This is a genomic window from Paenibacillus uliginis N3/975 (assembly GCF_900177425.1).
GTDB classification, from domain to species: Bacteria; Bacillota; Bacilli; order Paenibacillales; family Paenibacillaceae; genus Paenibacillus_AQ; species Paenibacillus_AQ uliginis.
The window spans coordinates 3,220,355-3,233,449 of record NZ_LT840184.1 but is presented as its reverse complement, the minus strand read 5'-3'; the positions used below and the strand labels follow the sequence as shown (position 1 = coordinate 3,233,449).

General features: G+C 40.6%; 9 protein-coding genes and 2 pseudogenes. All 11 read right to left on the bottom strand.

Features of this window, described 5'->3' with window-relative positions:
• Window positions 1-161 precede the first annotated feature (161 nt).
• Window positions 162-1,112 (bottom strand): hypothetical protein, encoded by a 951-nt coding sequence (locus B9N86_RS15180; RefSeq protein WP_208914030.1) that lies wholly within the window; start codon window positions 1,110-1,112, stop codon window positions 162-164.
• Entirely contained in the window at window positions 1,072-1,665 is a 594-nt protein-coding gene (locus B9N86_RS15175; protein ID WP_208914029.1) for an RNA polymerase sigma factor, read from the bottom strand. The genes B9N86_RS15180 and B9N86_RS15175 overlap by 41 nt, the downstream gene beginning before the upstream one ends.
• 207 nt (window positions 1,666-1,872) lie before the next feature.
• Window positions 1,873-2,208, bottom strand: coding sequence for a hypothetical protein (locus B9N86_RS15170; RefSeq protein WP_208914028.1), 336 nt, complete (start codon window positions 2,206-2,208; stop codon window positions 1,873-1,875).
• Between the two features lie 379 nt (window positions 2,209-2,587).
• On the bottom strand, window positions 2,588-4,825 hold the full coding sequence (locus B9N86_RS15165) for an NPCBM/NEW2 domain-containing protein (RefSeq protein WP_208914027.1): 2,238 nt from the start codon (window positions 4,823-4,825) through the stop codon (window positions 2,588-2,590).
• 547 nt (window positions 4,826-5,372) lie between these two features.
• The gene (locus B9N86_RS15160) at window positions 5,373-6,830 is read right to left on the bottom strand and encodes an IS110 family transposase (RefSeq protein ID WP_425298613.1); all 1,458 of its coding nucleotides are present in this window, start codon (window positions 6,828-6,830) and stop codon (window positions 5,373-5,375) included.
• Between the two features lie 538 nt (window positions 6,831-7,368).
• Window positions 7,369-9,162, bottom strand: coding sequence for an alanine--tRNA ligase (locus B9N86_RS15155; RefSeq protein ID WP_208920005.1), 1,794 nt, complete (start codon window positions 9,160-9,162; stop codon window positions 7,369-7,371).
• A 660-nt stretch (window positions 9,163-9,822) separates the two neighbouring features.
• On the bottom strand, window positions 9,823-10,035 hold the full coding sequence (locus B9N86_RS15150; RefSeq protein WP_342193873.1) for a cytoplasmic protein: 213 nt from the start codon (window positions 10,033-10,035) through the stop codon (window positions 9,823-9,825).
• A 370-nt stretch (window positions 10,036-10,405) separates the two neighbouring features.
• Window positions 10,406-10,528, bottom strand: a pseudogene (locus tag B9N86_RS15145) (RHS repeat-associated core domain-containing protein); the annotation flags it as partial.
• An 18-nt stretch (window positions 10,529-10,546) separates the two neighbouring features.
• Window positions 10,547-11,005 carry a cupin domain-containing protein gene (locus B9N86_RS15140; protein ID WP_006679466.1) on the bottom strand — a complete coding sequence of 153 codons (459 nt, stop codon included), beginning with the start codon at window positions 11,003-11,005 and terminating at the stop codon, window positions 10,547-10,549.
• Between the two features lie 78 nt (window positions 11,006-11,083).
• Window positions 11,084-11,164, bottom strand: a pseudogene (locus B9N86_RS15135) (ethanolamine ammonia-lyase reactivating factor EutA); the annotation flags it as partial.
• A gap of 614 nt (window positions 11,165-11,778) precedes the next feature.
• A complete protein-coding gene (locus tag B9N86_RS15130) occupies window positions 11,779-12,732 on the bottom strand; it encodes a poly(ethylene terephthalate) hydrolase family protein (protein WP_208920003.1) in 954 nt (317 codons plus the stop codon).
• Between the last annotated feature and the right edge of the window lie 363 nt (window positions 12,733-13,095).

Genomic DNA, 13,095 nt, shown 5'->3' with positions numbered 1-13,095 from the left:
TATGCTGCTTGCTCCGGCATCGGATCTTGATTAGACATTCATCAAATCGGCAATAGGAACATGTTCTTGTCCTTTACGGCGAAGGGAAGGCCTATTTATCATGCCAAAAGGGGAATCACCCCCAATTGGATTGGAGAAGATTCCCGTTGTTTTAATATTTATTATTCCAAATAGCCTTCGGCAATTTTCATCAAAGTTTCTTTGCTTACTTTATTTATGTCTCCACGTAAAGTATAGGCGTATTTCACCTTTTTGTCTGGGCTCTCGTATACCCATTTCAGCTCGTGGCTCTGCGAAGGACCAAATTCTGTATGCAGCATTTCTACTCCCTTCACTTGAACCTTCTCCTGCTTAAATTCAACGTTCTCGTCAATATACATTGTAGGATCGCTCTTTCCACTCAGATTAGTGATATTAACCCCGATTTCATCTTCGCCATTTTGATACGTAGCAAAGAGAAGGAAAAACTGATCTGTCATTTCAACAGGCATCATGGCATATCCCTTATTGGACTCTTCCGCCTGCTTTCTCAGCTCTTCTGCCATTTTCTTATTTTCTTCCGAAGAAGGAGGATTCACTTCCTGAGCATTTTTAAAGATTACGTCCGCCTTTTGGAATGTATAATTTCCATTGACTTTGTCTGCGATCTTAATGGATTTATCCGTAATCTTATCGCGCAATTGAGAAAGATCTTGGAAGATAGTCACCTTCGTTCCAAGAATTGTTTCATGATTCGGGTTATTGGCAACCATATAGAACAGCCCAGCTTCCCCGTTCTTGAGCACCTTATCCTTAAGTTCATAAAATGCCTTGTAACGCTCTATCTCATCTTTCGATTCTGTTTTTCCGTAATCTTTCGTCGATTTAGTCTCATATACGACTTCGCCATCCTTGTTGTTCAAAGAATGATATTGAACTGCCGCATAACCCGTGGAGCCCATTAACATCATACCTACAAACGCAGTTAAAGCAACTTTATATTTCACAAAAAACCTCTCCTTTTCTTTTGGCTTAGCATGTAGTATTCTCATTACTTTTCCTGTCAAGTCGGCGTCGGGAATGCGCGGGTCATCAAACAGTTTTTTCATATCCCGATCCCTGTCCATATTCATACACTCCCACTCCCTTCACTTGAGCATAATACTTTCGAAATTTTGCAGATGTACGTTCGTATTTTTTACGAAGGCTCGCGCTGTTTTTGCCTAGAATCAAACCGATCTCCTGGTAGCTTTTATCCTCGACACAACGCAAGATTAACAAATTGCGCTCTTCCGCCGATAATTTCGCCATAGCTTGATGTACGGATTCATCAAAATAGTTGGCTTCAATATGCATATCGACTTCATTATTTTCTTTCTCATCCTGGTAAAAGAAAGGCATATATTTCACCAACTTTCGCTTACGGATGATGTCGATGCATTGATGGTAGGCAATCTTGTATACCCAGGCGCCAAAATCTATCTCATGTTGGGTATATTTCTTCAAGGTGCGGAATGTCTTCAAAAATACTTCCTGTGCGTTATCCTCGGCTTCGGCATAATTGCCCAGCATATGATAACAGTAGAGAAAAATCGGTTTTTGATAAACCTCTATGATTTTCTCGAATTTTTCTGTGTTCCCATCCAACACATCTGCAATGATCTGACTTAACTCCGTATCATTCAAGCCGTCTCCCCCCTTTCACTCTATACAACGAACAGCTCGACCCAAAATGTGACAGCACCAAAAATCACTACAATCTAAATCGAGCTTCGCAAGGAGCTTGTTCGGCCCTTTTCCGTAAACCCACCAAATGCTCTACGTCTTGATTTCGAAATACGACACAGCCAATCGCTCATTCCTTCGGCATCTTGGACAGTATTCTCGCGAGAATCAAAGAACTCTCAGATCTGTTTTGCGATGTATTATTTGGAAGAAACGTACTTTGCAACATTGCAATTCCTTCATGAACTGCCTAATCGCTTGCTTCGTGCTTCGGTTTTCGAGAATCGACAGTACCAGTTCAATCCCGAACCGGCTGCTGTCCGAATCGAAATCATGCTTCCGGCTCGAGTGCCCACCCGCATGTCTGCCGTGCTTGTTCAGCCAATCCTTTATTTTACGCTGGACTAAATTGGAAGTAAGGAAACCGCTCCCCATGCGCAATACGGCATAAGGGACCGGAATCGTAAAAGCGTGCTCCTTGTTCTTAACCCTCACAATCATCATGACCCATCACTCAGTCACTACGGTGACGATATCCTCTTCACCGGAGCGAACTTCAATGATTTGCCCGTCAAGCAATGGATCAAATCGGTAATCGGACCAAGTTCTTGTCTTTTACGGCAATGGGTACAAGTTCTTGTCCTTGGCTCGGGACAAGAACTTGTGCCGATAAAACAAAAAAATCGCTATATTAGTTGTTCAGAGAAAATAAAGTGCTAGACTGAGGGTATTTAAGGCCGATTAAAAGCAAAATAGCCCTCATCTTGATAACAAGGTGTGGGTTATTTGACGCTTACTATTAAAGTTACATATTGTCAATCAACCCTAAAACTAAAGAGAGGGAATGACCCCTCTCTTTTTGACGTGCTTTAACCTTACAATACTATTTGATAAGACGAGCATTTACCCAATCAGCATGGTCACTATTTATACCATCCTCACCATCTGTTACTTTAAGTTTTAGCTCATTCTTTCCAGAAAGATTAACGTTTACCTCTTTTGCCTCTGTATTTTTATTCATTTTACCACTAGAGAATACAACTTGATTGTCTACAACAACTTGGAACTCCACAGTACCTACAGAACCTACCTCACTATCTACCCCAACTAGCGCGGCAAAGGATGTGTACTGCCCATTCAGTTTGTAGACAATTTCACTGTTAGCATGTGTGCCCAAACCTTTTGTATAGGTCTTGTCATTTAACTTCAGCGTATTTCCATCAACACTACGATCTTTTTGGACTGTTCCCCAACCTGTTGTTGCAGAAAACCAATCAATATCGCTGAGATACGTTATAACAGGTTGTGGTGTTATTGGATCGGTTTCAAAGATTTTAATCTCACTTGCAGATGCAAAACCATTTGTTCCACCACCTTGAGGTACTTCAAGTCGAACAATTTTAGCAAGAGTAGGTGTGAAAGTTACTGTCTTTTCTGTGTTGTCCTTTGCCCAAGTGCCTGTTGCAATCTCATTGAATGTTACCCCATCAAGACTAGTTAGGATTTTATAATTTGTAATAATACCATTTTCTCCACCAGTTTGTCGTGGTAGATAGGTTAGTTTGGAGAATGTTGAGGGATTTAGGTACTTTGCTGTAATATTGTAAGGAAACTGATTTGGTTTATTCCATTCACTGTGCCAGATACTATCTGGATTTCCATCAAATGCATATGCTGCGGCATTATTTTCACTTGAAGTCTCTTGGCTATTTGTTGTTACAGCAATGATACCCCCAATACCTTTTACCTTATCCATTCCATCTGTCGGTTTAATGATGTTATACTCTGACCCAAACCAAATTGGTGCAGTTAGAAGAGGTAAACTCAATGAATTAATCTTGTTTCGTGTGTCATCTGTTGCAGACAAACCCCATTTATCAAAGAAAGGCGTCAAGTTATAGTGAGCTACTTTTGAAGTATTTAGAATAAATGCCTGTTTTTTCTGATCATCAGTAGTTGGCAGATCAGTTTTTGCCATCTCACGATATAATCGATGTAACTCTGGGTAGAAGTTATCCCCAAAAGCAAGATTAAGTTGCCACAACATTTCTAATTTTGATTTAGAGTCTGTAAAATTCTTGGTTGGCTGATCTACAAACGAGAAAGCAGCTAAGTACTCGCCTTGTGACCTTACAGGCTCAGTAGGTTTAAGAACCTTCTTAGCAGCTAGAGAATATAGATTTACTGTCACCTCAGTCATCTCATCCCAAGTCCAAGGCCCTTGTTGTCTCAAATGACCTGCCTCGTGATACTGCCCCCAACCCATTCTTGTAAGGTCTAAAGCATCTGCATTTGCTCCAGTACTTGTAGGCATAATTGCCCCATCCCAACTTGCATATGCATACGCTCCGCCTGTGTATGTTGGTTGTTCAATAACGCCAATCAGATGCTTATCTAACCGATGTCTAGGATCAGAATCAGAATTTGATAGTCCAGAAATGTTATCCTGTGCTCCAATAAACGTATCATAAGTCTGTAAAACAGGAACTGGGTCTTGATTCAAGATATGGTTTTGAGCAGAAGCATATGTGAAGACTAAGAGGGCTTTTTCTGATTGAAGAACAACAGAGGGTGCATTAGGATAAGCACTCATCATTGCCTGCCAATCCTCTTTTGTATTCTTGCCTAATACAAAGAATGGAACAGGACTACCCCCACTCACTACATTTACATTAATACTACCTTCATTGTTGCTGTTATCAAAAGACAACAAACCGCCATTTGGTGAGGAAATTGTGTTTATACCTGCTTGTAATGGATAACTAATCGCCCACTCGTTATCATGACGATGTGTCCCAATAATCGCTGTAATTGGTTTGTCACCTGAAACTTCAATCACAATTTGTTCATTGGCATTTGCATATAGACCTGTTGGCTGATATATTTTTCGAGCATTTATGAATCTACGCTCTCGCTCGCCTTCCGCCCATATATCTCCAAGGGCTTTTACTTCAAAATTTCGCTGAACAACAAGATTACTTTGCTGTGTAATGGCTTCCTCTGATGGTGTGATGGCTGCCTCTGAAGTTTGGGCTAGTGCCCAAGATGGCGAGCCAGCTACTACAACCGCTGTTACCACCATAAGAGATAAGACCTGAAGTGACTTCTTAAGTTTTCTCATCAAATCCTCCTAAAAAAATAATTTATGCATAGCTAGCATTTAAATGCTGGCATATCCACCTTGGTAAGTATTAAATGGATATCAGACTAATATGACACTATTTAATTCCACTTATTTCCATTTGTTAAATAACACCGTTTATCTCTATTTCTTCAATACCATCTTTATTCTGCTTTTAATAAAAAAAAAACCGCACAACATAAGCTGTGGGTTTCTTTCAAGGATAAAAATTAAATAATTACTAAACATAATCTCTAAACCGTTTGAAGTGTAGGAGTTCTTTGATTTATCTTTAGATACAAATGTTGGAATCTCTTTATTTGTCCAAAACTCCTTAGAGGCAAGCGTCAATAGGTGGGGGCTATTTGACGCTTACGCGGCGGCGAGCTGCGCAGCGAAGCTGCAGTTAGCATGCCAGTCTAATGTAGTGTAGCGCTTAGAAAAATGTAAATGAGCCCATCACCGTAATTTGGAAGCTTCTTATTTCCAATTTTACATGGCAATGGGCTATTTATCTTCAGTGTAAGACAGTGTAAGATGCTGTCGTTTATAAGACATCGTCATCTGCTAACTCATCCGCTTGGCGTTCGTAATCTTCTAAATTAGCTAGGATCTTTAATCTTACTTTATCGCCGTCAAGGATTACTCCCATTTTGCTCGCGTGTTTGAAAGGATCATACGGTTCATTGTTTTTAAGGCATGAGTATAAAACTTGGGCAATCTTACCGCATACATGCCCTATTGCTTTTCTCTTCGCCATTCCTCGATCAACTAATCGCTTATAGTAAACACGAAAACTATTTTCACTTATTTTTGGAGATATTAGTAGCAAAGTCATTAAGAATAGAACTCTGCGAGTATCTCTAACACCCTCGTATGTCTGCCTACTCTTAAAAACGGATGTGCCCGAGATTTTATTCTCCGCAGCTACACCAAGGTACTTTTTAAGCTCTAAATATGTTGAGAAACGTTCAATATCACCAATAGCGCCGATAAATGTACAGGCCATAGATTCACTCATGATAGGGAAGGACATAAGTATCATTGTATAAGGATGAGGTTTATATCCTTTTTCTTTATTACCATAAAGCAGGGAAGCTATCTGTTTATCCATGCTTTTTATCGCTTCATCTATACGCAAAGCTTCTTCAATTGGCCACGTTTGCCGTTCAGCTAGGTGTGGAATGTTCAAGGCTAATGTGTTGGGTAACAGTTCTGCCAAGGTCATAGAGGCTTTTGTAGCAGTAGTCTTTGCACCAATTGTTATTAGAGTATGCCTAAGTTCATCCTGAGTTACCTTGGCCATTTCTTGCGCTGTAGGATACTTCAGAGCTAATTTGAGGACACTTAACGCACCTGTTTTTTTAAAAGCTCGTTTAAGTTCAGGATTAGTTACACAAAATAATTGCTGGACTTGATTCTTACGTCTCGTTAATTGAGTAGTAAGCAACCAACGATCCCTAGTTAATGTGCGGTATAAAACCTGCTCTGCACTTGCAGGACGAACTATTCGCACCGAACGCATATCAGGATGAAGGATTTTGTGCCATCCCATATATGCCATAATTCTAGCATCAATTTCATCGGATTTTTCATTAAGTCCTAGCTGGCGTTCACGAAAATTCTTTACAGCTTTATTTTCAACCTGATATATAGAATAGCCTCGATCTAATAGAACTCTAACAACTAAATATGAATAATGCCCACCAGTTGGTTCCAGTAATATAAAGAAATCCTGGGGTTTATACCCGAATTGTGCTTGAATATCTTCCAAAGCATGGATAAACTTTGTAATCCCTTGGCTATCCGAGTTAAACTTCATTGTTTTACTGCGTTTCCATTCCTTCTCACTGCGGAACTTTTCAAATGGAATGCAAGCAGCAACATGGAAATCCGAACCAATATCTATTCCAACATAGAAGGGATAAAAAACTCTTGAGTTGTCTCGGTCTTCAATAATGCTCGTATCCGTAAGCATAAAATTATCCAACTTATGATCACCTATTCGAATCATTTGCACCAGATTAACCAAGTTTTCTTAAGAGCTCCACAATGGGCCCAATGTAGCATGTCAGGTTTTAGATTCGGTGCATTACCCATAATAAACTGAGAGGTCGAGTATCCGCCTCAATAACTTTAAAGGGCTTCTGTTAAGTTCTTTCGACAGAAGGAAACAATTTCCTGCTTTCTCTGTTAAGTTCTTTGTTTTTCTATGCAAAAAAACCTGTCATTTCGACAGGTTGAATAATCATTAAATGTGCAGCGCCAAAAACAGGGAGTGCCTCATTTCTGTTAAAGAAGTCCAGGAGGATGTCCTGCCGGCTCCAAACCTATTCTGGGCGGTTGTTCCCTGAGAGGTCACTGCACAATTATATATACGCCTATTAAGGGCTAATTCCTTCTAATACGGTACCAGTTACCACAAATACTTTATAGAAGTCTTTCCAAGCTCCACATTAGACTCAGAGGTTAACTGGTACTAAGGTATTTTAGCACGTTGCTCAAAAGTGGTAAAAGCCTATTTATTGAACTAACGTTCCTCGTTAGCGTAAAGCATCAGTGCTTTCAAGTACTGCCTTTATCCTCCTTACGCTAGAAGACGAGCTCTCTTCCTTAACAATTTTAAAAGTACCAAGGTCAGCCGTATTCACCGCGTGAGGACCGCCGCATATCTCTTTGGAGAATTTGCCCATCGTATATACTTTTACCATCTGGCCATACTTGCTCTCGAATAGACCAATAGCCCCTGTTCTACGTGCATCTTCAAGCGTCATCTCTTCGAACGTAATCCCGACGCCTTCGGCAATCGCTTCATTGACCAGCCGCTCGGTTGCCACGATCTCTTCTTCAGTCATTTTACGATGGAACGAAAAATCAAAGCGCAGTCTCTCAGCCGTTATATTGCTGCCCTTTTGCGCCACCTCATCTCCGAGAACCTTTCGTAGTGCAGCATGCAGAAGATGAGTTGCCGTATGCAGATTTGCCGTCTGTGCAGAATTATCTGCTAAACCGCCTTTAAACTTTTGGGCTGCTCCGGCTTGAGATAACTCTCTATGCTTCTGAAATTTCTCTAGATATCCTTCCAGATCGATGGCGATGGAACGCTCTGTTGCCAGTTCCATGGTCAATTCGATGGGAAACCCATACGTATCATAAAGTTTGAATGCAGCTGCACCGTCTATTTGACCATTTACTAATGAAATCGAAAGCTTATCGAATTCACGAAGTCCCTGCGCGAGCGTTTTTTGAAAACGAGCTTCTTCCGCCTGGAGTTCCCTAATAATTTTATCGCGATTGCTTTGCAGCTCTGGGTATATTAGCTCGTACTTGTCAATCACAGCGCTAGCGATATCCGCTAGACCGCCTTCTTGAATACTCAATTGCATTGCGAATCTAACAGCTCGGCGAATCAATCTTCGCAGCACATAGCCTTGGTCGACATTAGACGGAGTAATGCCGTAATTATCACCAAGGATAAATACTGCCGTGCGGGTATGATCCGCAACAACTCGATACGCTTTGGGTTGATTTTCGTATGCCGTCTCCGACAGTTCTGCAATTCGTGAGAATATCGTAGTAAACAGGTCGCTATCATAGACTGTTCCTCCATTCAAAGCGACTAGCACTCTCTCTAAGCCCATTCCCGTATCGACGTTTTTTTGATCAAGCGGTTCAAACTTTCCCTCCGCCGTTTTGTTATATTTCATAAATACATTATTCCAGAATTCAACATAGCGCCCACATCCACATGCTGGCGAACATGTAGGACCGCAACGTTCTTTATCCGAGATAATGAAGATTTCCGTATCGGGACCGCAAGGACCTGTTTGACCTGCTGGCCCCCACCAATTATCGGCTTTAGGCAAGAAGAAGATCTCTTCCTCACATTGACCTAATGCACACCATATCTCGTACGACTCCTGATCACGGGGAGCATCATCATCTCCTTCGAATACAGTAACCGCAATTTTATGCTTGGGTATATCGAGCCAGTTCGGCGAAGTGACGAACTCCCAACTCCACGATATGGATTCATGTTTGAAATAATCGCCAAGTGACCAGTTGCCCATCATCTCAAAAAAGGTGCAATGGGTATCATCACCGACTTCATCTATATCCACAGTACGTATACACTTCTGAACATTGGTTAACCTCGTTCCAGATGGATGCTTCTCTCCAAGTAAATAGGGCACCAGCGGGTGCATGCCCGCTGTCGTAAACAATACGGTGGGATCGTTATCGGGTATAACGGAAGCGCTAGAAATGACGGCATGACCTTTTTCTTGAAAAAACTGAATATACTTCGCTCTAATCTCTTCAGATGTATACAGTTTCATTGATATTTCTCCTTTTACTCTATTTTAGACAACAAAAAAACGCCCCAAGATTGGGACGAATTAATCGCGGTACCACCCAAGTTATTGTCTTCGCATTTAGCGATACAATCAGCTCAATTGACTATAACGAGTCAAACCGGCGGGCATTAACCGCACTCCTGAACCGGCAACATACTAAGTTTCGTAGGATTTCACACCAAAACATCCCTCTCTGAACGAAATGTAGCATATTTTGTTCATTCATTGATTTCATTTATATCATTTCCTAATTATTGTTATTGTAGCCAGTTAGAATTCAGATGTCAATCGTGTATATTAGCAACCTGCATAATACTCGAAAACCCACTCGTAATTAACGTAAACTGCCCGTTAGTTCAATAAAAAGAACGCTCCCGCGCCTTCGCTTTGGCTACGTCCTCCTCATTATATTCCATTTCCAATCACCTATTAAAGAACGTACGCGGGTAGCATGTAGTGCTTAAACAGGGGACTTATCTTAACCTAAGCACTAAGAAAATACTTTATTTTCTTTTGACAATCCGATCGATTTATCTCATCATGAATGCCGGCAGTGTTCTTGCCAGAACAAAAAAAATCCTAATGCTACGAGGCAGGCGTGCCATTTCCATAACAGAAGGATTCATTAGACAGGATGCTGTTCTAATCGAATATATCTCCAATCCGGTCTAGGACGCTTTTCTTTTTTTTGTGCTTATAGTGCGGAGGATATCCAGCATTCGGGTTATGATAGGGATAATCTGACTTCTGCGGACGCCGGTCGTCTTCATCATACCACTCCTTGTATACTTTACGCTCTTCCCTTACGTCGGACATGAGCTTCTCCAGCCCGCCTCTATCCAGCCATACTGCCATGTTCTTGTCATTGGTTTTTGACTAGAACATATATCGTTAAAACAAAAAAAGCCGCAACTACGCGACTTTTATGCATATATGTTCTTGTCACCCGACACCTTCGTATAATCTTTTTTTATAAAAACCCAATAGTCAAGAATCAATTGTTTTGTATTTGGTCTAATTCCACAGCTCTTCAGCAACTAGTTTTACCATTATTGCGGAGTAATGATCATTCAGGTTGCTATTCTGGCAGCTTGTCCGCTCGAAATTGGTACCGGGGCATCGCTAAAGCCCCAGTTCTGAAACCATGGAGCCCGGAGTATACCGTACATTACTGTTGCGGCGGTTTGGGTTTCGGATTGCAGTTCGTAGCCCCTCCACATTCTGCATGTCCACTTGGGTCAATATATTTTAGCGGATTATTCTGCACATACGTATACCGATTCAAACTCAGCGGGTTCGTCAGTTCCCCTTCATACGTATCCTCCGATATAAACCGCTTTTCCTCCGGCAAGTAGAAATTAGAATGTTACGCTTGTTCTGCCCAGTTAGCCGGATATGTTACATAGATAAATCGTGCATATTCTGGCACAGAAAATTGAATCTTACTTCCTTTTGGAATCAGGATCACTTCTCCTGGACCAGCTGACACCTTTGTACCATCAATGATAACATCCAGATGTCCCTCAATCACATAATCAATTTCATCATAGTTAAGTGTCCAGTCAAAGGTTGTTTCTTTCATCTCCATGATACCGCAGCCAAGTCTTGGACTTTCCTTTAGCGAAAAAAGATCTTTACAATAGACGATATCATTAGGGTTGCCTGTATCGAGACGATCCTCTTCTGTTACTTTCATATTTGGCACTTTAACAGAAGTAATCCCTCCAGGACCTCTATGAACGTTCTGTTCAATAGCATCAGCCCCTACTTTTTCCATGATGATTTTACGAACCATCTCTTCAATCATCTTTTTATCGATACTCATGGGTATCCTCCTCTACTTCTTAGGTGCAGTTTTTTGGAACCATTTTACTTGCAATGAGCATAGCAACCATTACAGCTGTGATACACTATTCTGGATATAAAGTTTGGATAGGACAAGTTGTGTTGTTGATGTTCCCATATCTATTCCTACACTTAACAATTCTTCTCCATTTCCTCATCTCCCATACCAGAAAATAAACACAAAGAGGCCTAAAGTTATACCGCTTCCTATAAAGTAGGAATGCTATAACCTTAAGCCTCTTTGCTTTAGTAAGACTACGCCTTTGTAGTCCTCTATTACATTTTAAACGTGAATGAAACTGTTGTTCCACACGCTGTAGATTCAAATTGCATGCTCTCTTTTAGTTTATCCTCTACATAGCTATTTACAATAGATAAACCTAAACTTTTTTGTGAACATTCTTCAACGTTGAATCCTTTGCCATCAATCTATTACTCCAATCCTGCAAAAGCCGTTGTTGGAACTCATAGAAATAACGATGTGTCCATGCTCACAATCTTGAAAAGCATGTTCAAAACAATTTTGCAACAAGTCATTAACCTGAATTTTCGAAAGTAATTTTTATATGTGAATTTTTATGCATATTTACAAGTTTTTGGACAGAAAAAGAACGACCTCATTTGAGATCGTCCTCAGTTAGCAAAAACGGCTTGAAAGGTTCATCTAAAACCTCAAACTGTTTTTTGTATTCTTCATACTCTTTTTTAGGCTTAGGCGGAGCATCTTTGGAAAGCCTTCCGCCTACGTAATATTTATTTACTTTTCATAAACTCCGGCTTTTTGATATTCAATTTATTATCATCCATATTTGCTTGTATAACGTCCACCCAATTTGTATTATGCATCATCTCGGAAGAATCCCCATGAAATGCCTTCATGGCTTCCTGATCATCAAGCAGCCGATATCTCATCCAAGCCGTCAAGTACCCCCTATGATTGCCACCATTACCTTCAATCGCTGTATGAGCTGCACCTTTTGCCATCCCCATCATAACAGGCGTGCTTGCGTTAGTACTATGCAAGGCTAATTGATTCGTTGATACCGGTGAGATTAGAAAATCTCGTGTACCACCCATAATGAGAAAAGGAACGGTAATACGTGCTGTATCGTACACATCTTCTGGATCACAATGCTTCAAATCCGGGAGAGCGATGGATACAACCGTCTTAATCAACGATCCACTTATATAGTTGGTATGAGCATTAATGACCCCAGTAGACCCTTGAGAATGTCCAGCTACACCAATATGCTCCATTTGTATTTTTTGATAAAACAAGCTGTTTGCTAGTTCGTTTTCATTTTTCAAATAATCAATAGCCTCCACAATTTCTTTGCCTGTTCCTGTTGTCTTGCTATAGGAATCTATTACAATGAATCCCCAGCTAGCAAGATGAGTTAAGAGCTCATCATAACGATCTGGCGTGGCATCTGTTCCATTCCCCCATGAAATAATAGGATAGGATTCGTCTCCTTGAAATACTGGGTAGTATATTCTAAATAAAGCCTCTCCGCTCATACTCTTAACTTCTTCTACCTTTACATGATAGTTTCCTTGCTGTGCATACCGCTGCTCAATGCTTCCTTCTGCAAGTTCTGGTACATTAGAATGAATGATTATTTGCATGAAAATTGTTATTGGAACTGCAACGATAAGGGCTAAAGCTGACAACCATAAAATCAACTTTCGTTTTTTCAAAACCGACATACACGTGACCTCTACGATAGTCTATAGATTTCTCTATCGTTTTCTCTGTTAAAGTATGAAACTGAATGGATATACGTAAAAGATGTAGTTATGTTTCGTTACACGCAAATTTCTTTTATTCGCAACTTTTCACTTTTCATGCTTATTCAGGTTATAAAACTCGGATGGTGATCGATCTTGGTAGTATACGTTCATGCTCGACTCCTCTTCGCCGCCAACAAAATCCTCATGCACCTTTCTTGCATTTCCTTAACCCATATATTCAAACACATGCGCCACAAGGAATTTCGTAAATAATTTAGCCATACTTATGGTACAGATCACCGTGTATGTCCTTCAACTATCCTGCCCGTTAGTTCAACA